Origin of the sequence: Advenella kashmirensis WT001 (assembly GCF_000219915.2) — a bacterium.
Taxonomy (GTDB): Bacteria; Pseudomonadota; Gammaproteobacteria; order Burkholderiales; family Burkholderiaceae_B; genus Advenella; species Advenella kashmirensis.
This window is the reverse complement of the sequence record NC_017964.1, coordinates 3,339,867-3,364,926: the sequence shown is the minus strand read 5'-3', so window position 1 is coordinate 3,364,926 and position 25,060 is coordinate 3,339,867. Positions and strand designations below refer to the sequence as shown.

The 25,060-nt window shown below is 54.9% G+C and carries 19 protein-coding genes and 6 pseudogenes; 16 read left to right on the top strand and 9 right to left on the bottom strand.

Annotated features, from left to right (window positions below; genetic code table 11):
• Positions 1 to 125 precede the first annotated feature (125 nt).
• From TKWG_RS27240 to TKWG_RS15785, 4 genes and pseudogenes are all read right to left on the bottom strand, one after another.
• Positions 126 to 1,138: pseudogene (locus tag TKWG_RS27240) on the bottom strand (endonuclease/exonuclease/phosphatase family protein).
• 250 nt (positions 1,139 to 1,388) lie between these two features.
• Positions 1,389 to 2,168: an SDR family oxidoreductase gene (locus TKWG_RS15795; RefSeq protein ID WP_014751793.1), complete on the bottom strand. Its 780-nt coding sequence runs from the start codon at positions 2,166 to 2,168 to the stop codon at positions 1,389 to 1,391.
• A gap of 5 nt (positions 2,169 to 2,173) precedes the next feature.
• Positions 2,174 to 2,917, bottom strand: coding sequence for a class II aldolase/adducin family protein (locus TKWG_RS15790; RefSeq protein ID WP_014751792.1), 744 nt, complete (start codon positions 2,915 to 2,917; stop codon positions 2,174 to 2,176).
• Positions 2,914 to 3,855: a Bug family tripartite tricarboxylate transporter substrate binding protein gene (locus tag TKWG_RS15785; RefSeq protein ID WP_014751791.1), complete on the bottom strand. Its 942-nt coding sequence runs from the start codon at positions 3,853 to 3,855 to the stop codon at positions 2,914 to 2,916. Before TKWG_RS15785 ends, TKWG_RS15790 begins: the two co-directional genes overlap by 4 nt.
• Positions 3,856 to 4,120: 265 nt before the next feature.
• On the opposite strand from TKWG_RS15785, the gene TKWG_RS15780 reads away from it, so the two are divergent.
• On the top strand, positions 4,121 to 4,699 hold the full coding sequence (locus TKWG_RS15780) for a flavin reductase family protein (RefSeq protein ID WP_014751790.1): 579 nt from the start codon (positions 4,121 to 4,123) through the stop codon (positions 4,697 to 4,699).
• Between the two features lie 137 nt (positions 4,700 to 4,836).
• On the opposite strand, the gene TKWG_RS15775 is transcribed toward TKWG_RS15780, so the two are convergent.
• Positions 4,837 to 5,976: an NAD(P)/FAD-dependent oxidoreductase gene (locus tag TKWG_RS15775; protein ID WP_014751789.1), complete on the bottom strand. Its 1,140-nt coding sequence runs from the start codon at positions 5,974 to 5,976 to the stop codon at positions 4,837 to 4,839.
• A 365-nt stretch (positions 5,977 to 6,341) separates the two neighbouring features.
• Here TKWG_RS15775 and TKWG_RS15770 point away from each other — a divergent pair, with 365 nt between their 5' ends.
• The 3 genes and pseudogenes from TKWG_RS15770 (at position 6,342) to TKWG_RS15760 (ending at position 10,214) form a co-directional block, all read left to right on the top strand.
• Positions 6,342 to 7,496, top strand: a complete 1,155-nt coding sequence (locus TKWG_RS15770; protein WP_014751788.1) for a TRAP transporter substrate-binding protein — start codon at positions 6,342 to 6,344, stop codon at positions 7,494 to 7,496.
• Positions 7,497 to 7,627: 131 nt separating this feature from the next.
• Entirely contained in the window at positions 7,628 to 8,251 is a 624-nt protein-coding gene (locus TKWG_RS15765) for a TRAP transporter small permease subunit (protein WP_014751787.1), read from the top strand.
• A pseudogene (locus TKWG_RS15760) lies at positions 8,248 to 10,214 on the top strand (TRAP transporter large permease subunit). The gene TKWG_RS15765 and the pseudogene TKWG_RS15760 overlap by 4 nt, the downstream one beginning before the upstream one ends.
• Positions 10,215 to 10,285: 71 nt before the next feature.
• On the opposite strand, the gene TKWG_RS15755 reads toward TKWG_RS15760, so the two are convergent.
• From TKWG_RS15755 to TKWG_RS25260, 4 genes are read right to left on the bottom strand one after another with little or no spacing between them, the layout of a single operon-like run.
• Positions 10,286 to 10,693: a TfoX/Sxy family protein gene (locus tag TKWG_RS15755; RefSeq protein WP_014751786.1), complete on the bottom strand. Its 408-nt coding sequence runs from the start codon at positions 10,691 to 10,693 to the stop codon at positions 10,286 to 10,288.
• The gene (locus TKWG_RS15750) at positions 10,690 to 11,385 is read right to left on the bottom strand and encodes an ATP-binding cassette domain-containing protein (protein WP_014751785.1); all 696 of its coding nucleotides are present in this window, start codon (positions 11,383 to 11,385) and stop codon (positions 10,690 to 10,692) included. Before TKWG_RS15750 ends, TKWG_RS15755 begins: the two co-directional genes overlap by 4 nt.
• On the bottom strand, positions 11,376 to 11,573 hold the full coding sequence (locus TKWG_RS25265) for a hypothetical protein (RefSeq protein WP_014751784.1): 198 nt from the start codon (positions 11,571 to 11,573) through the stop codon (positions 11,376 to 11,378). Before TKWG_RS25265 ends, TKWG_RS15750 begins: the two co-directional genes overlap by 10 nt.
• A complete protein-coding gene (locus tag TKWG_RS25260) occupies positions 11,554 to 13,401 on the bottom strand; it encodes a glycine betaine ABC transporter substrate-binding protein (protein ID WP_014751783.1) in 1,848 nt (615 codons plus the stop codon). Before TKWG_RS25260 ends, TKWG_RS25265 begins: the two co-directional genes overlap by 20 nt.
• A gap of 402 nt (positions 13,402 to 13,803) precedes the next feature.
• On the opposite strand from TKWG_RS25260, the pseudogene TKWG_RS27540 reads away from it, so the two are divergent.
• From TKWG_RS27540 to TKWG_RS15700, 12 genes and pseudogenes are all read left to right on the top strand, one after another.
• Positions 13,804 to 14,375 (top strand): annotated as a pseudogene (locus tag TKWG_RS27540) (DUF6963 family protein); the annotation flags it as partial.
• Entirely contained in the window at positions 14,370 to 14,732 is a 363-nt protein-coding gene (locus TKWG_RS27535; RefSeq protein ID WP_456047816.1) for a DUF7259 domain-containing protein, read from the top strand. The pseudogene TKWG_RS27540 and the gene TKWG_RS27535, both read left to right, overlap by 6 nt.
• Entirely contained in the window at positions 14,719 to 14,928 is a 210-nt protein-coding gene (locus TKWG_RS26640; protein ID WP_322786558.1) for a TetR/AcrR family transcriptional regulator, read from the top strand. Before TKWG_RS27535 ends, TKWG_RS26640 begins: the two co-directional genes overlap by 14 nt.
• A complete protein-coding gene (locus TKWG_RS26635; protein WP_322786557.1) occupies positions 14,886 to 15,191 on the top strand; it encodes a hypothetical protein in 306 nt (101 codons plus the stop codon). Before TKWG_RS26640 ends, TKWG_RS26635 begins: the two co-directional genes overlap by 43 nt.
• On the top strand, positions 15,188 to 15,424 hold the full coding sequence (locus TKWG_RS26630) for a hypothetical protein (protein ID WP_322786556.1): 237 nt from the start codon (positions 15,188 to 15,190) through the stop codon (positions 15,422 to 15,424). Before TKWG_RS26635 ends, TKWG_RS26630 begins: the two co-directional genes overlap by 4 nt.
• A complete protein-coding gene (locus tag TKWG_RS15730) occupies positions 15,375 to 17,051 on the top strand; it encodes a thiamine pyrophosphate-dependent enzyme (protein ID WP_041709581.1) in 1,677 nt (558 codons plus the stop codon). Before TKWG_RS26630 ends, TKWG_RS15730 begins: the two co-directional genes overlap by 50 nt.
• Positions 17,052 to 17,064: 13 nt before the next feature.
• A pseudogene (locus tag TKWG_RS15725) lies at positions 17,065 to 18,311 on the top strand (D-amino acid dehydrogenase).
• 86 nt (positions 18,312 to 18,397) lie between these two features.
• Entirely contained in the window at positions 18,398 to 19,993 is a 1,596-nt protein-coding gene (locus tag TKWG_RS15720) for an ABC transporter substrate-binding protein (RefSeq protein WP_014751777.1), read from the top strand.
• 7 nt (positions 19,994 to 20,000) lie between these two features.
• A pseudogene (locus TKWG_RS15715) lies at positions 20,001 to 20,940 on the top strand (ABC transporter permease).
• Between the two features lie 33 nt (positions 20,941 to 20,973).
• Positions 20,974 to 21,857: pseudogene (locus TKWG_RS15710) on the top strand (ABC transporter permease).
• On the top strand, positions 21,854 to 23,539 hold the full coding sequence (locus TKWG_RS15705; protein WP_014751776.1) for an ABC transporter ATP-binding protein: 1,686 nt from the start codon (positions 21,854 to 21,856) through the stop codon (positions 23,537 to 23,539). The pseudogene TKWG_RS15710 and the gene TKWG_RS15705 overlap by 4 nt, the downstream one beginning before the upstream one ends.
• Before the next feature lie 48 nt (positions 23,540 to 23,587).
• Complete coding sequence (locus TKWG_RS15700) at positions 23,588 to 25,060, top strand: N-acyl-D-amino-acid deacylase family protein (protein ID WP_014751775.1); 1,473 nt, start codon at positions 23,588 to 23,590, stop codon at positions 25,058 to 25,060.

The window sequence follows — 25,060 nt, the reverse complement described above, 5'->3', positions numbered from 1 at the left end:
TCACGCAAGACGTGAAGCACAACAGATATATGCGTGACGGGTAAGACGGGACCACGCTAGCGTGGTCGTAACTGCATTGATACATCCGTCATAAAGGTATTGGTTGACTGGTCCAGGACTATGAGTTAATCACAGCTGTCATTGGACCTCCTGGCGTCCTCGGTAATTTTTTCGTCTGCCTGCGCCATCTCTTCGGCGTCAGCCGTTTCCACTTCATGCAAGTCTTCCTGCGCCGGGCAGTACTGAAACTTTGCATAGATGGGAAAATGATCGGACCCGATGTCGGGGAGCTTGGCCATGTGCTTGATCTGGAATTCGGCGCTCTGGAAAATATGATCCAGCGGCCAGCGCAAAAAGCGGTAGTGCGCATGGAAGGTATTGAACATGCCGCGGCCGATGCGGGCGTCCAGTAATTCGCTCACTTTCTTGAACAGACGAGTAGAGTAGGACCAGGCCACGTCATTCAAATCACCAAAGACCAGTGCAGTCTCATCCAGTTCCCGTATCTGTTTGCCTACCAGCAGCAGTTCTGCATCCCTAGGCTTTGATGTTTCGCTTTCGGTTGGGCTGGGCGGCGTGGGATGCAGGCAGTAAATCCGGATTTTTCACCGGAGCGCAATATCACCTGGCTGCGAATGGACGGGATATCTTCTTCCACCCGATACAACACTTCTGTATTTTCCAATGGCAGGCGCGAATATAGGTGCATGCCGTACAGGTTGTCCAGGGGGATGGCCACGCGGTATGGATAATCTTCTTCCAGGCCTGCCAATGCATTCTGCCACCACGCATCAGATTCCAGCGTTAGCAGCAGATCAGGCTTGTATTGCCTGACCAGTGCAATCAGCGCATCGCTACGGCGGTTGGGCGTCAGTACATTAGAGGAAAGCAGCGACACGGTTCGGTCGTCATCCGGCGCATGGTTGCTTAGGACTTCAGTTTTAGCCAGGCGGGTATACGGAAAGATTTTATAGAGCTGGTAAATGAGGGCGATCAGGTTTGCCGCGAGCAAAAAAATCACTAATCCAGAGGCGGCGGGCGGGTTCAATACTGTGAGGCCCAGGCTTGCCAGACACAGAACAGCAATTTGTACTCTGGGAAAGTCCAGGCTGCGGATGGTCCAGTGACTGCTGGGCATAAAAGCGAGTGCTGTTGCAAGCGCCGGCACTACCAGAATCAGAACGTAAAGAAATGACACTCGCGATGCTCCGTGGGATGTAAGCTGCAATTATAGAGAATATTTATGTCACCCATCTGAACAAGAGGTGTCATTGCTAGCGCTCAATACTCAATATTTGTGAATTCAGCGCCTTTGCTAGGTTGATCCGGCGCACATATAAAGTGCATCATGTCGTAGCAGGCCAGCGCCGGAGAGTATTTGCCCACCGCTAGAACGAAATGGAGAAACCGCCGTCTACCGCCAGTACCTGACCGTTTACATACGAGGCTGCGGCAGAGGCAAGGAAAAGTACCGGGCCCACAATTTCTACGGGATTACCCCAGCGTTGCAGGGGATTACGTTCCTGCATTTTGGCAATATTGTCGGGGTTTTCGATCAACGCCTGATTAAATTGAGTGGCGAAAGTCCCCGGTGCGATGGCATTGCTCAATATACCGTCCCGCCCAAATTCGACCGCTAACGAGCGGGTCACGGTATTGAGCGCCTGTTTGGTTACCGGATAGATAAAATCGCCAAAACGAACGATTTGTCCTGCGATTGAACTGATCGTAATGATTCGTCCGTAATGGTTTAACTTCATCAGGGAGACGGCCGCACGTGAAATTTCAATGGTAGACAGAATATTGGTGCGGGTGATGGCTTCGAGCTCCATGGCATCAATATCCTGCAATCGCCGACGCATTCTGATGCTCGCATTGTTTACCAGGATATCAAGACGCTGATGGCTATCTCTTATTTGTTCAAAGGCGCGCTGGCAGGCCTCCCGATCGTCCAGGTCAAATGCCACCCAGTCTGTCGCCAGCCCCAGGGCTTCCAGTTTGCGGGACGCGGCTTGTGCGCTGCATTCATCACGACCGTGAACAATAACCTTTGCGCCGGCTTGTGCCAAACCCTGAGCTATTTCATAGCCCAGGCCGCGGGTCGAACCGGTGACAAACGCCACCTGATTGCGGAAATCGAACAGTGTGTTCTGACAGGTTTCGGTCATACGTTTCAATCTTTGTAGCTCGCATCGCGGCGATCCAGATACCGACGCATGGCCGGCCACTCCATGATGCCGAATGGACGTCTTACGCTGGGTTGGTACAGATGATGTGTTTTGTCTACTACTTCTGCTGAAGGGATAATCAACTTGGTGTTGCCGGCCAATGCATCAACCTGGGCCCGGCACGCCATCTCAAGCCAGTACATGGCGTTGAATGCTTCAGCAATGGATGGCGAGGCCACCAGCAATCCATGGTTGCGCAGAATCATTGCGTCCTGGTGGCCAAGATCGGCTACAAGGCGCTGCTGCTCATCCATGTCGATGGCGACACTCTCGTAGTCGTGATAGGCAATGTCCTTAAAGCGCATTGACGTCTGCGTAATTGGCAGCAAACCGCATTCCATTGCAGATACGGCCATTCCCGCCCGAGAATGGGTATGAATGACACAACCGACGTCATGGCGCGATGCGTGCACGGCACTGTGAATGACGTATCCGGCCTGATTGATGCTAGTGCCATCTGCGTGCGGGTTATCGAGCACCTCGCCTTTTATATTGATTTTGATCAGGCTGGAAGCTGTGATTTCTTCATACATATAGCCATAAGGATTGATCAGTATCTCGTCATCGGTATCGGGAATGCGTGCAGTAATATGGTTGTATACCAGATCGCTCATGCCAAAGAGCGGCATGAGCCGGTAGCATGCCGCCAGGTCAACCCGGGCTTCCCATTCGCTATTGCTGTATTTCATTTTTGGTCTACTCCTGCTTCTTTCACAATTTTTCCCCAGGTGTCATAGTTTTCCTGAACCATTTTGCCGAAGGCCTCGGGCGTCTCGCTCATGACGACTTCGGAACCCAGCGCCACCAGTTTGTCATTGGTTGGCTTATCGCTGAGCGTTCGATTCAATTCGGTGTGCAACTTATCCACAATGTCGCGCGGCGTGCCTTTGGGGGCGAATACTCCCAGCCAGGCGCCCATGTTGAAATTAGGCAAGCCCTGTTCCTGAATGGTCGGAATGTCGGGCGCCAGCTTGGCGCGGTTTGCTACGCTGACGGCCAGGCCATTCAGTTTGCCAGCTTTGACGTGGGGCATTGCTGACACGACGGTGTCAAATGTCATATCAACATTGCCACCTATCACGTCTGTTTGGGACTGGGTGCTGCCAGAATAGGGCACGTGCACCATTTTTGTGCCTGTCTCCTTCATCAGTAATTCCATCAGCAGATGACTGGTCGTGCCTTTGCCGATAGAGGCAAAGGTCAGTTTCTCCGGGTTGCTTTTTGCATAGGCGATCAGGTCTTTAAAGGTTTTTAACCCTTTGCTGTTGTTGGTGACCAGCACATAGGGTAGCCAGGTCGTTTGCCCTATCGGTTCGAAATCTTTTGTCGCATCATAGGTCAGGGACTTGTAAACGTGCGGATTGATGTTCATGGGTGCGGTGGCCGAGAGCACCAGGGTATAGCCATCGGGCCTGGCCTTGGCAACCAGGCCGGCCCCCAGGCTGCCGCCCACGCCTGGCTTGTTTTCAACGATGATAGGCTGCTCCAGGTCTTTGCTCATTTTATTGGCAAGGATACGGGCAATGGCATCGGTCGATGTTCCCGGAGGAAAGCCAACCACAATCGTAATTGGTTTGGCTGGATACTGTGCTGGGGCCGCGCCTGCACCTGCCATAAGTGCCATCATGCAGTTGCCAGCATGCCTTTAATCAAATAGCCATGTGTCATGTCTCGTCCTGATTATGTTTGAATTTATAATGCTATTGGTCATGTATATGTCTACATTTCATGACCAATAGTATCGATCAGCAGACGGTCAGTCTATTTGTCAATGAAAAACGCTGACTTCACCAAAAGTGAACGGGGTGTTCAATTCGGTGGAACCGGTAGGCGCAAAGCCATCAAACCTGACTAGACGTGCCAGCGCTCCATGATTATTCGCAGGATGCATTATGAATCAGTATATCGAACCCGTTCCCTTGGAAAAATCCTATCGGCTGATCAATCACGGCCCCACGATCCTGGTGTCTGCCGCCCATGACGGCGTGGAGGATGTCATGGCTGCAGCATGGGCTTGTGGTCTTGATTTTTCGCCTCCGAAGCTGACCGTCGTGCTCGATAAAAGTACGTGTACACGCAGGCTCGTCGAGAATGCCGGTACATTTGTCGTACAGATACCCACAGTTGCACAGGCGCAGATGACTCACTATGTGGGAAACCATGGTCTGAATGATGAACCCGGCAAGTTGCAAGCCGCTGGCACGAAGCTGTTTCGCATGGATGGATTTGATCTGCCTTTTGTGGTGGGATGCGCAGCCTGGCTGGCCTGCAGGCTGATTCCGGAGCCGCACAATCAGGCGCACTATGACCTTTTTATTGCCGAAATCATTGGCGCCTGGGCCGACAGCCGCGTTTTCCGCAATGGGCATTGGGAGTTCGCCAGCGCCGACCCTGCATTGCGTACGCTGCACTATATCGCCGGCGGTCAGTTTTATGCGATCGGCGATGAAATTGTCGTGAGCGGGCGGTAGTGCCCGCTGGGTTGGACGCATAATTCACGCCAGGGCATGATGTGTTTCCTTGCCATAAAGGGCTAGTGTAAACTGAACACTACGATCGTTTTGTCGCCTTCAGAGAATACCCTGTTCAGGATAGGGTTTGTGTTGCTCTACCTTTCATAGCCAAGGCGAGACAAATCAATAGTCTGGAACCGGCCGTGAACGATCAGCTCCGCAATGCCGCGACCAGCCGCAGGCGCGTGCATCATGCCATGCCCTGAAAAACCCGCTACGGTATAAAGATTAGGCAGGCGCGAGTTCCATGCGCCGATCACCGGGTTACCGTCCAATTCGTTTACTTCATACAGCCCGGCCCAGCTGCGGTGGCAACGGGCCGCCTCAAAGGCCGGAAAGCGATGGGCGACTGCCGGCCAGACCACATCTTCGAAGTTATGGTGATCAACTTCGAAATTATAGCCACGCGGCACATCCCCATCGACCAATCCGCCGGAATAGCCCTGTCCCTCGGAACGGAAGGCCAGCCGGGCCGTATCCTTGACATAAGGTAAAGTGCCCACGTGACTGCCCGGCGTGAAGTAATGCTCAAAGCGCCGCACCGGCGCTATCGGCAATGACATATTGAATAATCGGGCGACATCGCCGGACCAGGCGCCGGTAGCATTGACAAACGATGCGGCGCGAATCACCTGCCCGGTGCTCAAGGTGACCGACTTTGCCTTGATTGCATCGTGATCGGCCGCTACAACCCGGTCGGCAATGTATTGCGCGCCAAGTTCTATGGCTTTGCGACGGAAGCCCCAAAGCAATCCATACGGGTCGCACCAGCCATCTTGGGGCGTATGCACGCCTGCACCCAGATCGTCCACGTACATGGCCGGGAATCGGTCTTTTAACTCTACTGGCGATAGCAGGTCCAGCATGCAACCCTGGGATTGCTGGAAGCGGGCGTTTCTCTCAAGGTTTTTGGTGTCTTCGGGCGGCACGACAAAAAGGTAGCCACCCTCGACCCAATCGACTGGCGCCGGATGTTGTGCGGTGGCCATCGTATGCTCAAAATTTCTGATGAAATCAATGCTGTACAGCGACATGGCGATGTTTTCGGCGCTGGTGAACTGCACGCGACAGCCGCCTGAGGAGCGCAAGGCCGAGGCCAGCTCGTAACCGGGGTCTGGTTCAATAACGCAAACCGACAGTTGTGGCTCCTGTTGTAAAAGATGGTAGGCGGTGGCCGAGCCGATTATTCCGCCACCGATAAGGGCAACGTCAAACAGGTATTGTTGTGCAGGCATAGGAAAGAATCAGTGAAAATAAAATGGACGGAAAAACGCCTGATGTTGATTATTTGACAGCATTGCGCAATTGTCCAGACGCGGTGCGGGGGCATGGGGGTTTTCCTGTATATATTGCAGTTGTAATTGCCTTGCCGGGCCGCCAGGGTGGCCTTGTGGCGCCCACCAGGGAAGGATCATGCAGGTGCTGAGCCAACGCCATTGGCCTACATCGAAAGTTAGCAAATTACAACTGCACTTACACATGTCTGAATGTTCTTGACAACACCGGAATCTGTGCGTATAAACTTCATTGCAGTCGCAGTTTGTAACATGTATGAAAAATGATAAACAATGATTAGATTACAGGTACAAAGGAGACAATTATGACAACTCGCATCGCAAAAAAACGTCAGACAGCAACACCAAAATCATCACGTCGCAAGTTTCTGGGAGGAGCGGCCGCCGGCTCGGTCGCTGCGGTGGGGATGGGATTTCCAGCTATTGTCAGTGCACAGACACCGATCAAGTTTCGTTTTCAGAGTACCTGGCCAACTGTCGATATTTTCCACGAGTATGCCAACGATTTTGCGAAAAAAGTCAATGACATGACCGGTGGTGAGCTCACTATTGAAGTGCTCCCTGCGGGTGCCGTGGTGCCGGCTTTTGCCTTGCTCGATGCCGTATCCAAAGGTACGCTGGACGGTGGGCATGGTGTATTGGGTTACAGCTACGGCAAGCAGAACGCGCTGGCTCTTTTTTCGTCGGGACCGGCATTTGGCATGGACGCCAATATGCTGCTGGCTTGGCACAAATACGGTGGTGGCAAGGAGCTGCTGGTCAAACTGTACGACTCCATCGGCGGCAATGTCGTATCCTTTCTGAGCGGTCCCATGCCAACGCAGGCGCTGGGCTGGTTCAAGAAACCTATTGCGAAGGCAGAGGATCTGAAAGGTGTGAAATTTCGCACCAATGGTCTGGCCATTGATTTGTTTACCGCCATGGGTGCAGCTGTGAACGCGTTGCCCGGTGGCGAAATCGTACCGGCGCTGGATCGCGGCCTGCTCGATGGCGCCGAGTTCAATAATGCATCGTCAGACCGCTTGCTGGGATTCCCGGATGTCTCCAAAGTGTGCATGCTGCAAAGCTTTCACCAATCTTCCGAGACATTTGAAATTACCTTCAACAAAGACAAGTACAACAGCCTGCCAGACAAAATGAAGGCGATTATTCAGAATGCGGTTGAAGCGGCCTCGGCCGATATGTCATGGAAAGCGATTGACCGTTATTCCCAGGACTATATCAAGCTCAAAACAGAGGACAACGTCAAATTCTACAAGACACCGGACGCCATCCTGCAACAGCAATTGACCACCTGGGACGACATCATTACCAAGAAAGCGGAAAACAATGCCTTGTTCAAGGAAATTGAACAGTCGCAACGCAAGTTCGCTGAGCGGGCGGTAGCCTGGGACATGGATACCAATAACAATCGTCGTATGGCCTACAACCATTATTTTGTGAAGAAGGCTGCGGGCTAGGCGCCCGGATGGCGCCGGCAATGCATGCCGGCGCCGGTTCCTGTCGCGTCGACGTGCAGGTCGCTATGACCGGATGACGACTCGCATTCGGCGCAAGGGATTGTTTATTGCTCTGTCCCAGGAGTTTGTTAATGAAAAGAGTTCTCCACCGTATTGATCAGGTCAATACCTGGATCGGACAGCTGTTCGGCTGGTGCGCGCTGATTCTCACGCTGTTTGTCACTTACGAAGTTTTTTCCCGTTACGTCTTCAAAAACCCGCACGCCTGGTCGTTTGATGTAATGAATATGTTGTATGGCGCCTTATTCATGATGGCGGGTGCCTATACATTGGGCAAGGACGGACACGTACGCGGTGATGTACTCTACGGTTTCTTTCCGCCTCGCGTGCAGGCACTGCTTGATCTTATCCTATATATCCTGTTTTTCTTTCCCGGGGTCATTGCGCTGGTGTGGGCCGGATATAACTATGCATCCGAGTCTTTTGCCATTAATGAACATTCGACCATTACTGCAGATGGCCCGCCTATTTATCCATTCAAGGCAATCATCCCCATTGCCGGCTTTGCACTGATCATGCAGGGCATTGTCGAGGTTGTGCGTTGCGTGCAGTGCCTGCGTGACGGCGACTGGCCCTCCCGAGAAATTGACGTTGAAGAAGTCGACGTTGATAAACTGAAAGATATGGTCAACGTGACCGATGCTGATATTCAGGAAGCCGACCAGTACATCGCAAGAAAAGGGGATAAAGCATGAGAAAAGAGGCCTGGTTCGGTATTAGTATTCTGATTGCGATTGTGGGGGCCCTGGTTATTTTCATGCCAGCTCCGGCCGATATTACCAATGGCCATCTGGGCCTGTTGATGCTGGCGTTGATTGTGGTCACCATCATGCTTGGTTTTCCCACCGCGTTCACACTGATGGGTATGGGCGTCATTTTCACGCTGTTTGCCTATCGCGCAATGGGGCCCAAGCTTGCCATAGAACAGACCCTGGATCTGATGGTGTTGCGCACTTACGCCGTCATGACAAATGACGTATTGATTGCCGTTCCGCTGTTCATCTTTATGGGCTATCTGGTAGAGCGCGCCAACCTGATCGAGAAATTGTTCAAAAGCCTGCATCTGGTCATGGCCAGGATTCCTGGATCGCTGGCGGTGGCAACGGTGATTACCTGTGCTGTGTTTGCGACAGCCACGGGTATCGTCGGGGCCGTGGTCACGCTGATGGGCCTGCTGGCGTTACCCGCGATGCTCAAGGCAGGCTATGACGTCAAACTATCGGCCGGTGTGATTACCGCAGGCGGTTGCCTGGGGATTATGATTCCGCCTTCGGTTTTGTTGATTGTGTATGGCGCCGTGGCGGGTGTATCGGTTGTCAAATTATATGCGGCGGCATTCTTTCCGGGTCTGATGCTTGCAGGCATGTACGTGTTGTATATTGTCCTGGTGGCAAAGATAAAACCTGCGTGGGCGCGCCCCTGCCTGAAGAAGAGCGGCGGATTGCCTTGCCTGAGTTTGCTGCCAACATCAAAAACCGCATCAGCAACAAGGCGCTCCCCGGCTTGGTGCGCGCCCTGAAGGGCGAACGCAACAGCGGTATTGCTGCCTCGGTGATACTCAAGCAACTGTTCATCACCCTGATTCCGGCCCTCATGTTCGCCTGCGTGATCGCCCTTAGCTACAACCTTTCAATGCCGTCCAAGCAACAGGTCAGCGTGTTGGCGGAAATGGGCTCGCTCAATGCGCCGTCAACAGTGCAGTATGCCGGTTCTTTGCAGGAGCCCCCAGGCTCGGGACTGGCCGAGCCCCCGGGCTCACTTGCCGAGCCGCCTGGCGCTTCGTTGGCAGAACCGTCGGCTGGCGTTTCCGAGCCACCGGGTACGGTTGCAGAGCCCCCGGGCGCAGCGCCGCCGCAGCCTGAACAGAATGCAACTGGCACGTCAACCGCGCCAGAGGCCGACGTGCCAGGCGTATCGCCGACCTTCTGGATTGTGTTTGCTGTCGGGCTGGCGTTGATGATTGCGTTCTACGCTTGGTTCACCTTTGCCCGGCTGGAAATTTTCAAAATGCTGCTGGCGTCGTTTTTCCCGCTAGCCATTATGATTCTGGCGGTGCTGGGCAGTATCGTGTTCGGTTTTGCTACACCGTCCGAGGCTGCGGCCATGGGGGCCTTCGGCGGTATCTTGCTGGCCCTGTGCTATCGACGCCTGAATATGCCAATGCTCAAGGAGTCTGTGTATCTGGCGGCAAAAACCAGTGCCATGGTATGTTGGCTTTTTGTCGGCTCCAGTATTTTTTCTGCCGCCTTTGCCTTGTTGGGCGGACAGGAAATTATCAACACCTGGGTCGTGTCCATGGACCTGACGCCACTGGAGTTCATGATACTGGCGCAGATTGTGATTTTTTTGCTGGGCTGGCCGCTGGAGTGGACAGAAATTATCGTTATTTTCATGCCGATATTCCTGCCTTTGCTCGCTCATTACAATATTGATCCGCTGTTTTTCGGTATTCTGGTGGCGCTCAATTTGCAAACCGCATTTCTTTCACCGCCCGTAGCTATGTCTGCATTTTATCTGAAGGGCGTTGCGCCCTCGCATGTGACGCTGAGCCAGATATTCATGGGTATGTTGCCTTTCATGGGCATACAGATACTGGCGCTGATTCTATTGTATGTCTTCCCTAAAATCGGTCTCTGGTTGCCGGAAGTGCTGTATTAAATTGCATTTAGCGTGGTGCGCTGTTCGGGGCTGCGATCTGTCCTGAGCAGCGCAGGCCTGAGGTCTTGCCGTCATTTGCGATGTCGGTATGCACTGGTAGGCGAGCCGCCTGAGCGTGCGCGTTGTTTCTTTTCCGGTACACGTGCAGCTGCTTCCAAGCCAAGCTGCGCCCAGTCCAGCATTTGTTGACGATCATCCAGGACTGATTCGGGCGGGGCACGAAACGAAAGCGCGACTGTCTTGCTTTCCCCGTTGGGTTTTGTCGTGGTATAGGTCAGTGCAGGACAGTCTGCTTCGTCGAACTGCCCCTGGGTCTGATTATCGGACTTGACATAGAATCGGTCCTCACCGCTGACGATGGCGAACATTCGTCCGTCAAGATATAGTCCGACACTGCCGAACATTCTGCGTGTGGTGATCGGCCCCAGCGGCGCGAGGAGATCCAGCACATACTCCAGAAAATCTCTGGACGCGCTCATGATGCCTCGGCCGACGAAGTCAAAAAGCTGGCCACATAGTCATCTGCCGGGTTGGCCGTCATTTGCTCCAGGCTGCCTTGTTGAATCAGGCTGCCCTGATTGAGCAGCGCAACCGTACCACCCAGTGTCCGGGCTTCCTCCACATCATGGGTAATAAACACAATTGTCTTGTTCAGCCTGTCCTGCAAGTTCAGCAGCAATGTCTGCAGCTTGCGCCGGATCAGCGGATCAAGTGCTGAAAAGGGTTCGTCCATTAGCAGGATATCGGTGCCGGCCGCCAGTGCACGCGCCAGGCCGACCCGCTGTCGCATGCCGCCGGAGAGCTCATCGTAATAATGCGCCTCGTAGCCTGACAGTTCCATTTCGTTAAGCCAGTAGCGCGCCTGTTCGGCACGCTCACGCTTGGGTACACCGCGCACGCGCAGAGCAAATTCGGCATTCTGCTGCACGGTAAAATGCGGCAATAGGCCAAAGTGCTGAAAGACCATGGCGATGCGCTTCTGGCGAAACTTCTGCAGATCGGGAATCGACAAAGCGGTCACGTCTACATCCTGGATTTGAACCGTACCGGTGTCCGGATCAATCAGCCGATTGATATGCCGCAGCAAGGTGGATTTACCAGAGCCCGATAACCCCATGATGCAGTAAATGCCATTGGAAGGAATATCCAGGTTGATATTTCTCAACGCCACATGACAGCCGGTTTCAGCGGTAATCGCTTCGTTGTCCGAGCCTGATGCAGCAATTTCATAGCCTTGCCATGGCGCTCGCCAAACACCTTGTTGATATTCTGCAGACGAATGAAATGTTCGTCTCTTGCCGGGCTGCCGGCGCCGGTCGGGACTATGCCTGCAGTCGTGTCAATGGCCTCTGTATTCATCGTGTTCTCCTGCGGTTGCCGTAGGCTGGGTGATGCGGTCAATGATCACCGCCAGAATGACGATTGCGCTGCCGGCCTGTACACCCTGGCCGACGTTCAGTGTCTGCACCGCTTCCAGTACCCGCTCACCCAGACCCGGTGCGCCGATCATGGAGGCCAGCACAACCATCGAGAGCGACATCATGACCGCCTGGTTGATGCCCGCCATGATGCTGGGTTTGGCCAGCGGCAGAATGACCCAGCGCAGCATTTGCCAGCGGTTTGTGCCAAATGCCGTTCCGGTTTCATGCATTTCGCGACTGATTTGCAAAATGCCCAGTGCGGTCAGCCGGATAAGCGGCGCGATGGCGTAAATCACTGTTGCGAAAAGCGCGGGCACATTGCCCAGGCCAAAAAGCATTAGCACAGGAATAAGATAGACAAAGCTTGGCATCGTCTGCATGACATCCAGCACCGGTTGCAGCACACGATAGAAGCGCGGACGAGCCGCCACGAAAATGCCTATGGGTATTCCAATGACCACTGTAATAATAACTGCGCAAATTAACAGCGCCAGCGTTTGCAGCAAGGCCGCCCACAAGCCGAAGGCGCCAATCACGTACAGTCCGATGGCGCACGCCACCGCGAAAATAATTGAGCGTGTGCTATGCCAGGCCAACGCAGCAGTGAGGACAATCAACAGCCATGCCGGAATCGCGGCAAGCGCCTGCACCGTCGGACTTAGCAAATAGCGGGTAAGAAATCCACTAACCTGCCGAAACGATTCGCCATAGGTGCCCACCACAGACTTGAGACCGCTATTGAGCTTGTCCTGAATGGACCAGTCCGGGAAGATGCTGCTGACCTCTGCTGTTTGTCCAGTCCATGCCTGCAGCCGTGATGCCGCTTCGGGGCTGACCCATTCCTGCCAGACTTCCGGATGTTCCTTGATGAATTGTTCTGCCTGTCGGGCGCCATCGCGTTTGCTTTCGGTCATCTGCAAAATGGCGCCATTCAATTGATCGGGAGTGAACTGGATTTTTTCAAAGAACTGCATCAGATCAGGATGCTGCTCCTTGAACGGTGTGGATACGGCAATCGACAGCTTCGATACCGGAAAGCCCGTGACGCAGTTTTTGTCGCCGTCTTTTTCCAGCAGGCTGCTCCAGCATTCCGATTCATTTTCCGGAAATTGCAGCGCCTTGAAGGTGTATTTGGCCATCAATCCCGTTGGCTGCCAGTAATAAAAGAGCAGGGGTTTTTTCTGCTCATAAGCCGACGAAATTTCCGCATCCAGTGCCGCGCCCGTACCGGGGTGAACATTATCGAATGTCTTATCCAGGCCAGTCGTGCGCAGCAGGCGGGTATTGAATATCTCACATGTCCAGCCCGACGGACAGTTCATGAAGCGTGGCCTTGGACCGCTGGCTGAATCCCGAAACAAGTCTGAAAAGCGCTCCAGATCCTTGTAGGAACGAAGTTGCGGATTTTGCTCCCAGACATAATCAGGCACGTACCAACCTTGCTGGGCTCCGCCTTTGAGCGTGTCGCCCACCATGGCGGCCTTGTTCTCCTGCAGCGCCTTGTTCATCACTTCGGAGCGCCCGACCCACACTTCACCAATCACCTGAATGTCATTTTGCGACAAGGCATTTTCCTGAGCAGGACCCGAGCCGGGCACCTCTGTAGTCTTGCACTGGTAGCCGTGTTCTGCGATCAGGCGTAATACCGCGCTGGTAAATTGACCGCTTTCCCAGGTCAGTGCGGCGAACTTGACGGGGCTATCGCACGCAGCAAGCGCAGGGGCAGAGACAAAGAGCAAGAAAACAAAAACGATGCGCTGTAACATTGGCCGGACCTTTGCATGTGCTTGATCGGTCAATTACAACCGGCATTTGGTGATGGTGCAAGGCTTTAGCGTCATATTGACGTAAATAGACATCATTTACAGGCTATTGTGGTCGCTGTGAAGCACCGTGGCTTCGCAGCTGCATCCATGAAAAAACAGTGCCGCAGTTCACGGTTGCTACAGGCATATTGGTGCGTTCAATGCCAGGGGAACCTGCTTGGGTCTTTCTTTTCTGGTTAAGTTCGAATGCGTCCTGGCTGACATATTTAATTCGGGTATTCCCTAGAAAATTACGCTTGTGATTTCGAACGCCATGGTGTTAGCATTTAAATATGACCACCCGGTCACATTTGGCATAACGCATCTGTTTTGTCGTTCAATAAACTTTGCAATGGATTTTTTATGACAATTGGAATAGCCGCCAGCGGCGCCAATGCGGGAGAATCAGTACGTGCAGCGGTGCTTGCGGCCCAATTGCTGGGCAGGGGCGCCATTGGCGGCTTTGCCGTATTTGCAGTCATGTTGCACGATGGCAAAGTATGTCACTGCGTGACCCAGAGGGGTGGAGCCACAAACCTGGCCATTCCGGACGAATGGCTGCAGGCCACACGCGCTGCAGCCATTTCCAGCGGGCCCGACAGGCCGGAGCCGCTGCAGCAGTTTTTGCCCGGCTTTGATGGCATCGGGCTGGTATCCGGTCATCGCCTGCCTAATCGGGCGGGAAGTGATGGCGAGCCTTGAATCGTGCCGTGTTGCGGCGCCTGGCAAGCGGAGAAATGCCACAGCATGCGGTGGATGCCGTTTTGCATGCCAATGGGCAAAGTGATGCCGGACTCATCGCCGTTGATGCCCAGGGGCGTATCGGCTTGGGCAATAGCCAGCGAGTCGCCTCAAGAGCGGATCTTGGCAGCTTTTACCGCAGTGAAGGGGACAGGTGCCTGGCCATACTGCACAACTCGATTTATTTTATGCCTGATACGGCAGATGCTGTGGGCAGTCTGGCGTGGGACTGCCTGGGCGGTGATGCCAGTGCATATCAGTTTTTGTCACTGGCGCAGAGTGTGGCATTGCGAACGGCGCAAAGCGACCGAATTCAGCTGAATGCCGACGGGGAAATAGCCCTGATTGAAACGGCAGCTACGCAAGTGGAGAGCATGTCTGGCCGTTTCACTGCGGTTTATCTTGGTACGCCGGTCTGGCAGGCCGCTCGCCTGGTCGGGCACGTGGTCAGCGAGCTGATCGCGCAGGTACAGGATGGCCTTGTGGTTCGCAGCCTGGACCCCGTCTCGGCTATGGTCGTCATGAGAAAGGCTATGCATGTCGCGTCGTGAAAACACCGAGAGAAAGCTTTTGAATGCGCTGGAGGAACAGATCAATGCAACGGGGATGGTGGGCGTAGGCGTTAACGCTGTAGCCAAGCGGGCGGGCGTGAGCAAAGAGCTTATCTATCGCTATTTTGACGGTATGCCGGGATTGTTGCTTGCGTGGATGCAGGAACAGGATTTCTGGACAGCACGCGCGGGCTGATCAGGGTTGAAGAATCCAGCCAGCAGACACCTGCCGCCCTGATTTTGTCGATGTTGCATGCGCAGATCGAAGCGCTCGCAGGCAGTGAGAGTCTGAGGGAGATCCGGCGCTGGGAATTGATTGAACAGAACGAGGTCACCGAACAATTGGCACAGCGTCGTGAGAAGGCGGCAAGGTCGTTCATTGATCGGGTAGACGGGTTAACGCAGGAGCTGGACGTGCCGCAGTGGTCAGCATCATGCTGGCGGGGGTGCTGTATATGATGTTGCGATCCAGAACCGAAAGCCATTTTCTGGGAGTGTCGTTACGCACGAATGCAGGCTGGCAGCGGCTTTATGCGGCGCTGGAGCAGATCATTGATGCGGGTTTTCCTGAAAACCTGCGAACACAGGCATTGGCCGATCTTGAGCGGATCAAGGCGACGGATATTTTGACGGAAGCAGACAATGAAGCGAAGAGCAGCGGATGTATTGATCGAAGCCTTAAGTGCGCATGAAGTAGAGCGCGTCTTTTGCGTACCCGGAGAAAGCTATCTGAGTGCGCTGGATGCGCTCTCGGATCATGCCGGGATTGACGTGGTGACCTGTCGTCATGAGGGGGGCGCCGGTTTCATGGCAGCGGCTGATGCGCGTCTTACCGGGAGACCAGGGGTCGCGCTGGTCAGCCGCGGGCCGGGTGCAATGAACGCGGCGATTGCCGTGCACACGGCACAGCAGGATGCCGTGCCGCTGGTGCTTTTCATTGGCCAGGTCGAACGGGCACACCGTCATATGCAAGCCTTTCAGGAGCTGGATTACGGACAGGTGTTCGGCAGCATGGCCAAATGGGTTATTGAGGTCAATGATGCACAGCGGCTGGCCGAGTGCGTTGCCACGGCGTTTCATTATGCGTGTAGCGGCACACCGGGGCCGGTTGTGGTGGCGTTGCCAGAGGATATGCTTGAAGACATGGTCGACACCGAAAGAGCGTATTGTCTTCCTTTGCCGGCAGCAGGGGCGTCGGACCAGTCGCTCAAGCGTGTCGCCCGCATGATCGAACAGGCGCGTCGGCCGCTGATTATTGCCGGCGGCCTGCTTAAGAACGAAGCAGGACAGACAGCGTTGCAGTGCATGGCCGAGGCGTTTGGGGTACCGGTAGCAACAGCGGTCCGGCATGCCGATCTGCTTGCCAATGATCATCCGCTGTTTGCCGGACACCTGGCCTATGGCGCGCCGGCAGCGTTGGCGCAGGCGGTTTCCCGGGCCGATCTGGTCATCGCTGTAGGTACCCGTCTGGGGGACGTGACGACGCAAGGCTATCGTTTTCCTGCTGCGCCACAGCCACTGCAGCCATTGATTCATGTCTGGCCGGACGCCAGTGCATTGGGCGCGTTGCGCCGAACGGACCTGGGGCTGGTGGCCGATCCTGCCGCTTTTCTTGTAGATTTGTGCGACTTCGCTCCGGCGGCAATCGATCCCGACCATCAGGAATGGAGCAGGCAACTGCATCAGGTGGCGCAATCGTTGACAGACTGGGACGGGCCCGCAGATGCAGAAGATGGTGTTGTGTTTTCGAGTGTGGTGCAAGCGGCCGATCGTTTGCTGGCCGCTGACGCCATTATTACGATTGACGCCGGCAATTTTGGCGGATGGGTCCAGCGTCTGCTTCGTTTCGGCGGTGGCAGGCAAATGATCGCGCCTTCTTCAGGCGCCATGGGATACGGGGTGCCGGCTGCCGTTGCGGCCAGTTTGCGTTATCCGGACCGGCAGGTCGTTTGTTTTGTCGGCGACGGCGGGTTTCTGATGACAGGCAACGAACTGGCCACGGCCATCCAGTACGGCGCGCGTCCGATATTGGTGATTTCGGACAACAGCGCCTATGGCACGATCCGCATGCATCAGGAAAAGCATTTTCCAGAACGGGTGAGCGCAACGAATCTTCGCAATCCGGATTTTGCCGCAGTGGCGCGCGATTTTGGCGCACTGGGTATTCGCGTTGATGACAGTTCACAGATTGATGCGGCGTTGTGCACTGCGCTCGCGGCAGGGGGGCCTGCCGTAATTTCGGTGCACACCAGTTTGCAATATATATCGGCTTCGGCAACGATTGATCAATTGCGTGAGCGCGCAATGCCAAGCCAATGATGTGGGGGCCAGCATGCATATCATTGTGATTGGCGCGGGCATTATCGGCATGACCAGCGCCTATTATCTGGCAAAGAAGGGATATCAGGTCACGGTGGTGGATGCCTGCGCAGGTCCTGGGCAGATGACCAGCAAGGCCAACGGCGCCCAACTGAGTTACAGCTTCGTCGCGCCGCTGGCCGAGCCCGCGGTTCTACCCAAATTGCTGCGTGGCTGCTTAGTTCCCAATCACCCTTGTCATTGCGGTTGCGTGCAGATCCGCAGCAATGGCGCTGGGCATTGGCGTTTCTGGCCGCCTGTCGCACTGAAAAAAGCCGGCAGACAACCGCTGAACTGCTAACGTTGGGTTTGTATAGCAGGCAAATGGTGCACCAGCTGATTGCAGATGAAATGTTGTCGTTTGATTTCAGCAGTTCCGGAAAGCTGCTGGTGTATCAGGATGCCGGTTCTTATGCTGTCGCCAGAAAACAGATGGACTATCAGGCAGCGTTGGGTTCGACGCAAGTCGCGCTGGATCGCGAGGGTTGCCTGGAACTGGAGCCAGCATTGCGCGGCATTGGAGCGCGGATTGCCGGCGGCATTTTCACCCGTAGTGAAGACGCCGGCGATTGCCTGACGCTGTGTCGTGAACTCGAAAGGATACTGCACCAGGGACCGCAGAAAGTTGAATTTCTCTATAACACGCCTGTCATGCGCCTGGATCAGGAAAAAGGTCGCGTTACGGGGTTGCAGACGCAGGCTGGCGATATGACGGCCGACGGCTATGTCATTGCCAATGGCATTGGCGCGCAGGCACTGGCCCGTCAGGCGGGTTTCAATCCCCATATCTATCCTCTCAAGGGATACAGCCTTACTTACGAACTGACTGCACAAAGCGAGGCACCCTGCGTCAGTGTCAGCGACGTGCATAAAAAAGTGGTATACGCGCGGTTGGGTAATCGCTTGCGCGTTGCCGGCATGGTGGACATTGGCGATCGTTCGGACACAGTTCACCCCAGGCGTATCGCCAGTCTCAAACAGGCAGTCGAGGATTATTTGCCGGCGTTGCATCCGGCCGGCGAACCCGTGCCATGGGCCGGGTTGCGTCCTGCTCGCCCGGATAGCAAACCCTTGATTGGCCAGACGCCACTGCGAAACCTCTGGATCAACGCAGGCCAGGGCGCGCTTGGCTTTACGCTTGCCGCTGGCAGCGCTGCCTTGCTTGCCGATCGGCTCTCCGGTGTTCCCACAGCGATTGCCGACAATCTTTTCGCTCCTTAATGCAGGATGCAGTAGCACGTGTACTGGCTACAGTTGACCATACGTCAAGTGCGCCAGCCCCTTATATCGAGTACAGGAGAACTACCATGATGTATAAGGCCAAGCAATTGACCGCTTTGAGGAATATGGCACTGGGAATGGCACTGGCTGCCGCCTTGTCGTGCGTGCCTGCCGTTCAGGCGCAAACCGTCACTGCAGTGATGCAATCAGGATTGCGCGTCATGGATCCGGTCGTCAGTACCGCATTCATGACTCGCGACCACGGCTATATGATTTACGACACATTGCTGGGGACTGACTCCAGCTTCAAGATCCAGCCGCAGATGGCAGACTGGAAGACATCTGCCGATGGCAAGACCTACACCTTTACCTTGCGCGAGGGCCTTAAATGGCACGACGGCGCACCGGTTACTTCAGAGGACTGTGTCGCCTCTATCAAGCGCTGGGCCGAAAAGGACTCTACCGGCCAGGTATTGATGACCATGGTCGCCGATATCAAAGTGATCGATAGCAAGGTGTTTGAGATCAGCCTGAAGGAGCCCACCACATTATTGCTATCGGGTCTGGGCAAGCTCAGTTCGCGTCCTGCGTTCATGATGCCCAAACGCATTGCGCAAACCCCGGCTTCCAAGCCAATTACCGAATACATTGGGTCCGGGCCGTTCAAATTTGTCCAGTCCGAGTTCAGGCCTGGGCTGCGGGTCGTATACGAACGCAATAATGACTATGTGCCGCGCAGCGAACCGGCCAGCTGGACGGCCGGCGGCAAGGTGGTCAATGTTGACCGCGTGCAATGGGTCGCCATGCCGGACCAGATGACACCCATCAATGCATTGATGAATGACGAAATTGACTTCATTCAGCAAGTGCCTTTTGATCTGCTGCCCCTGGTTCAGGATCAGGAAAATATCAAGGTTGAGGTGCTGGACAAGCTGGGCGCCTGGACGTACTTCCGGTTCAATCATTTGCATGCGCCATTCAATAACCGGTTAATCCGCCAGGCCGCGATGTATGCGGTAGGACAGGAAAATGTTCTTAAGGCGCTGGTTGGCAACCCAGAATACTACAAGCCGTGTGCCGCTGTTTTCGGATGTGGCAACCCATATGAAAATGACTATGGCAAAGAGATGGTTGTGCCGGCCAATATAGAAAAAGCGCAGGCGCTACTCAAGCAGGCTAATTATGATGGCACGCCAGTTGTGATTTTGCAGCCTACCGATATTGCCATGCTGTCTGCGCAACCGGTAGTGATCGGCGATGCCTTGCGCAAGGCCGGTTTCAAGGTTGATATGAAGACCATGGATTGGCAAACCGTTGCCACCCAGCAAAGCAATCAGAAATCGCCGGCCGAAGGCGGATGGAATATCTTCTCCACATACAGCATTCTGGCCACTAGCGGTGATCCGTTTGGTAATACGACAATTGCTTCAAACGGCAAAAAAGCCTGGGCCGGCTGGCCGGATGTGCCTGAAATTGAATCGCTGCGACTTGAGTTTGCAAGAGCCAAGGATGATGCCGAGCGCAAGAAGATTACCGCTCAGTTGCAAAAGCTGGTGATAGATGAAGGCGTGGTTGCGCCGCTGGGACAGTTTCTGATCCCTGCCGCATACAGTACCAAGCTGTCCGACGTCTTGCCTTCGCCGGTCACCGTGTTCTGGAATCTGAAAAAATCTGATAAGTGAGTCAGTCATGATTACCTATATTACCCGTCGGCTTCTGGCTACACTGCCGGTTATCGTGATGGTTGCCATAGTCATCTTTGCCATTCTTCGGCTCACACCAGGCGACCTGCTGCCATTATTGCAGGAGACGATGCCACTGCGGCTCAGCTTGAGCAGATCCGCCAGACCATGGGCCTGGATCAGCCGATTTATACGCAATTTGTCGTCTGGGTAGGGCGCTGCTGCAGGGCGACCTTGGCGTTTCGCTGTTATCGGGCACACCCGTGCTGCAGATGATTGCCGGACGCATGGGGCCAACCCTGGCGCTTGCGCTGTCAACGATCGTGCTGACCGTGATCATTGCCATTCCGTTGGGTGTCATTGCTGCATGGCGACAAGGCAAACTGCTGGATCGCCTGATCATGAGCCTGTCTGTGCTGGGGTTTTCGATTCCCACCTTTGTTGTTGGTTATTTACTGATCTATTTTTTCGCCATCCAGCTGGACTGGCTGCCGGTACAGGGTTACAAACCGCTATCGGCGGGGCTGCTGCCTTTTGCGCAGCGCTTGATTCTGCCCACCCTGGCGCTAAGTGCAATTTATGTGGCTTTGATCGCCCGCATCACGCGCAGCAGCATTATCGAAGTCATGGGCGAAGACTATATTCGCACTGCACGCGCCAAAGGCCTGAAAGAAAAATCGGTGCTCATGCGACATGCCTTGCGTAACGCAGCCGTACCCATTGTCACGGTCATCGGTATCGGCATTGCATCCCTGATCAGCGGCGTGGTGGTCACCGAATCGGTCTTCAATCTGCCGGGCCTGGGACGGCTGGTTGTCGAAGCAGTGCTTGCTCGCGACTATCCGGTTATCCAGGGTCTGATACTGCTTTTTTCCATCGTATATATCCTGATCAATTTGATTGTTGATCTGCTTTATACGGTTTTTGATTCAAGAATTCGTTATTGAAGGACTACCATGACTGTCCCACTCACTTCAGAAATGCTGCCGGCTTCGGCCCCTGGGCAGCCGGTTGCGGAACATTATTCGACTTTATCCGGTCAGCTGCGCGCGGCGCTTGGCAGCGTTCCGGTCTTGATTGCATTTGTAATGTTCATGCTGATCATTTTTGTGGCGGTATGCGCGCCCTTGCTTGGCACCGTAGACCCTGTGGCCATCAATCCGGCTGAAAGGCTGGCCAAAGAATCGTCCGCGCACTGGCTGGGCACTGATGCATTCGGGCGCGATACCTATTCGCGTGCATTGTACGGCGCTCGGGTTTCGCTAATTGTCGGTATCGGCGCAACTGTGATGAGCCTGACCGCCGGATTGCTTATCGGGGTGATTGCCGGTTATTTCAGGTTTGCCGATGGCATTATCATGCGGGTGATGGACGGTATCATGGCGATTCCCGGCATTCTGCTGGCCATCGCCCTGGTGTCGCTCACTGGCGGTAGCTGGTCACGGTTCTCGTAGCCATTACGATTCCAGAAATTCCGCGGGTGGTGCGACTGGTGCGTGGCGTGATCCTGTCGGTGCGTGCCGAGCCCTATGTAGAAGCGGCCGTTTCCCTGGGTACACGCGTTCGTACCATTCTGTGGCGCCATATGATTCCCAATACGGTAGCGCCGCTGATCGTACAGGGCACCTATATTTTTGCTGCCGCCATCCTTACCGAGGCGACCCTCAGTTTCCTGGGGGCCGGGCTGCCGCCAGAGATTCCCTCGTGGGGCAATATGATGTCCGAGGGACGCATGTATTTTCGGTTGTTGCCCGGGCTGATCCTGTACCCCGGTATCCTGCTCGCATTGACATTGCTTTGCGTCAATATCCTGGGCGATGTATTGCGTGATGTGCTGGATCCAAGAATGGCGAAAAAATCATGAACCAAGACACTATCAAAAATACGGAAAATGCGGAACCGGTGTTGCGGGTACGCGAACTGTCGGTGCGGGTCGCCGGTGCTGGCCCCGAAAGACGTGTCGTCAATAACATCAGCTTTGATGTATTTGCCGGCGAAACGCTGTGTGTGGTGGGTGAGTCGGGTTCGGGCAAATCGGTATCCTCGTATACGGTGATGGGCCTGCTCGGCGAGGATAGCCTGCAGGCATGCAGCGGCAGCATCATGCTCGATGGCGAAGACGTACTGCAAGCCACGACCAAGCGTCTGCGCGAGCTGCGAGCCACCAGAATGTCGATGATTTTCCAGGAACCGATGACTGCGCTAAACCCTGTGCAGAAAGTGGGGAGCCAGATTGACGAAGTGCTGCGGATCCACAGCACTATGTCTGCAAAACAGCGTCGCCAGGCGGTGCTGCTTATGCTCGAGTCGGTGCATATGCCCGATCCTGAGCGGATCTACGACGCGTATCCGCACCAATTGTCTGGCGGACAGCGGCAACGGGTGGTTATTTGCATGGCGCTGATTCTGCAGCCCCGGCTGCTGATTGCCGATGAACCCACCACGGCGCTGGATGTCACCACCCAGAAACAGATTTTGCTGCTGATCCGTGAGCTTCAGATAAAAAACAATATGGCCGTGCTGTTTATTACGCATGATTTTGGCGTGGTTGCAGAAATCGCCGATCGGATTGTGGTGATGAACAAGGGCGAGGTCATGGAAACAGGCACGCGTGACGTCATTCTCAGAAACCCTAAGCATCCGTACAGCCGCATGCTGGTGTCTTCGGTGCCCAGCCTGGTACCCAAGCAGCGTGAGCAGAACGAGGGGGAAAAGGTGCTTGATGTGTCCGGTCTGGTCAAGACCTATTCCGAGAAAAGATTTTGGGGGACCGGACGCCATATCACTGCGGCCAACAATATCAACCTGACGCTCAGTCGTGGAGAAATTGTGGGGATTGTGGGCGAATCCGGTTCCGGCAAATCAACCGTTGCGCGCTGTATCGTCAGGCTGCTGCAACCGAGTTCGGGTCATATCCATATCAAAGACCGGGATATTGCACAGCTTTCGGGAAGCCAGTTGCGGCCCATGCGCCAGCGTATCCAGATAGTATTTCAGGATCCCTATCGCTCCCTGAACCCGCGCATGACCGTGGGTGATTCGATCATCGAGGGATTGCTCAATTTCGGTGTGTCCAAGGATGTTGCGATGGATAGGGCGGCTGCGTTGATGCAGCTTGTAGGCCTGACTAAAGAGGCATTGCAGCGCTATCCTCATCAATTTTCCGGCGGGCAGCGACAACGTATCTGCATTGCCAGGGCCCTGGCGCTGGAACCCGATATCCTGGTTGCCGACGAGGCGGTGTCTGCGCTCGATGTGTCGGTACAGGCGCAGGTGCTGGCGCTGCTCGATGAAGTGCGCGAACGCACGGGCGTTGGTGTGTTGTTTATTACACATGACTTGCGGGTTGCGGCGCAGATTTGCGATGCCATTATCGTCATGCAACAGGGGAAAATTGTCGAATCGGGCAAGGCCCACACCGTACTGACTGCGCCAACGCAAGCCTATACCCGAGCGCTGATTGATGCCGCTCCGGGCAGACACTGGGATTTTCAGAACTTTCGTGCCATGTCTGAAGCGGGAGAGCAGGCGGGATTGCCGGCGTGACCGCTGTTAATCAATCGCAAGACGCCTTCCATATTTTAGAGATCAGAAATGAATACACATTATGATGTTTTGATTGTCAATGGTGATGTCGTCGACGGCACCGGCAGCGCGCGTTTTACGGCCGACGTTGCCATCTCGGGCGAGCGCATCGTGCACGTTGGCGATTTGTCGCAGGCGAGCGCAGATAAGGTGATTGATGCCAGTGGCCTGATCGTCTGCCCGGGGTTTATTGACGCCCATACCCACGATGACAGGCTGATGCTGTCAGAAGGGGATATGGCGCCCAAGGTAAGCCAGGGAATCACGACCGTGATTGGCGGCAATTGCGGTATTTCTCTGGCGCCCATGCCGCGGGACATTCCGGACCCGGTAACGCCGCCTCTGAATCTGCTGGATGAGCAAGGCGGCTGGTTCCGGTTTCGCAGCTTCGCGCAATACGTCAGCGAACTGAGCGCCCGCCCGGCGGCGACCAACTGTGCCATGCTGGTCGGGCATTCGACCCTGCGCGTTGCAACAATGGATGACGTCACCAGAGCGGCTACCGATAGCGAAATATCTGCAATGCAGGCGCTGGTGATCGAAGCGATGGAGGCCGGGGCCATTGGCGTATCCACCGGTCTGGTCTATCCGCCGGCGGTGGCTGCACCCACGCAGGAAGTAATTGACGTGTGCGCTCCCCTGGCACGCTATGGCGGCATTTATTGCACACATATGCGCGATGAAGGCGATCGTGTCATCGAGGCGCTGGAAGAATCGTTCCTGATTGGCCGGCAGGTTGGCGTGCCCGTTGTTATATCTCATCACAAGGTGGTGGGCGTTCAGAACCATGGTCGATCGGCCGAAACGCTGGCGTATATCGCAGATCATATGACCAGGCAGCCTATTTGTCTAGATTGCTATCCCTACGATGCGTCATCGACCATCCTGTCACCAAAGCTGGTAGCCAATGCGACACGGGTCACGGTGACCTGGTCAAAAGGCCTGCCGCAGATGGCGGGGATGGACCTGGACCAGATCGCAAACCAATTGAATATAAGCACCGAAGAGGCCATTGAGAAGCTGTTGCCCGCCGGTGCGATTTACTATCGGATGGATGACGCCGACGTACAGCGCATCCTGCAATTTGACGACACAATGATCGGCTCCGATGGGTTGCCTCATGATGAAAAACCGCATCCCCGATTGTGGGGAAGCTTTCCACGGGTGCTGGGGCATTACAGTCGTGGCCTGGGGCTGTTTTCCCTGGAGAAGGCATTGCATAAAATGACCGGACTGACTGCAGGCAAATTCGGCCTGACCGATCGCGGTGTCATCCGGCAGGGAGCATTTGCGGATATCACATTGTTTGATGAACAAACGGTGGATGAGGCGGCAACCTTCGCCCAACCTGTGGCCGCTGCCATTGGCATCAGCACGGTCCTGGTCAACGGCAAGATTGTCTGGGAGGATGGCAAACCGAGTGGGCAACGGCCAGGCCGGGTGCTGCGTCGTGACGGCCTGTCGGTTCAGACAACACAATAG

Coding starts and splice junctions, on each gene's coding strand:
- TKWG_RS15795 (WP_014751793.1), bottom strand. CDS start 2,168: ATGACCGAAACCTGTCAGAACACACTGTTCGATTTCCGCAATCAGGTG.
- TKWG_RS15790 (WP_014751792.1), bottom strand. CDS start 2,917: ATGAAATACAGCAATAGCGAATGGGAAGCCCGGGTTGACCTGGCGGCA.
- TKWG_RS15785 (WP_014751791.1), bottom strand. CDS start 3,855: ATGATGGCACTTATGGCAGGTGCAGGCGCGGCCCCAGCACAGTATCCA.
- TKWG_RS15780 (WP_014751790.1), top strand. CDS start 4,121: ATGAATCAGTATATCGAACCCGTTCCCTTGGAAAAATCCTATCGGCTG.
- TKWG_RS15775 (WP_014751789.1), bottom strand. CDS start 5,976: ATGCCTGCACAACAATACCTGTTTGACGTTGCCCTTATCGGTGGCGGA.
- TKWG_RS15770 (WP_014751788.1), top strand. CDS start 6,342: ATGACAACTCGCATCGCAAAAAAACGTCAGACAGCAACACCAAAATCA.
- TKWG_RS15765 (WP_014751787.1), top strand. CDS start 7,628: ATGAAAAGAGTTCTCCACCGTATTGATCAGGTCAATACCTGGATCGGA.
- TKWG_RS15755 (WP_014751786.1), bottom strand. CDS start 10,693: ATGAGCGCGTCCAGAGATTTTCTGGAGTATGTGCTGGATCTCCTCGCG.
- TKWG_RS25265 (WP_014751784.1), bottom strand. CDS start 11,573: ATGAATACAGAGGCCATTGACACGACTGCAGGCATAGTCCCGACCGGC.
- TKWG_RS25260 (WP_014751783.1), bottom strand. CDS start 13,401: ATGTTACAGCGCATCGTTTTTGTTTTCTTGCTCTTTGTCTCTGCCCCT.
- TKWG_RS27535 (WP_456047816.1), top strand. CDS start 14,370: ATGCCTGATACGGCAGATGCTGTGGGCAGTCTGGCGTGGGACTGCCTG.
- TKWG_RS26640 (WP_322786558.1), top strand. CDS start 14,719: ATGTCGCGTCGTGAAAACACCGAGAGAAAGCTTTTGAATGCGCTGGAG.
- TKWG_RS26630 (WP_322786556.1), top strand. CDS start 15,188: ATGATGTTGCGATCCAGAACCGAAAGCCATTTTCTGGGAGTGTCGTTA.
- TKWG_RS15730 (WP_041709581.1), top strand. CDS start 15,375: ATGAAGCGAAGAGCAGCGGATGTATTGATCGAAGCCTTAAGTGCGCAT.
- TKWG_RS15720 (WP_014751777.1), top strand. CDS start 18,398: ATGATGTATAAGGCCAAGCAATTGACCGCTTTGAGGAATATGGCACTG.
- TKWG_RS15705 (WP_014751776.1), top strand. CDS start 21,854: ATGAACCAAGACACTATCAAAAATACGGAAAATGCGGAACCGGTGTTG.
- TKWG_RS15700 (WP_014751775.1), top strand. CDS start 23,588: ATGAATACACATTATGATGTTTTGATTGTCAATGGTGATGTCGTCGAC.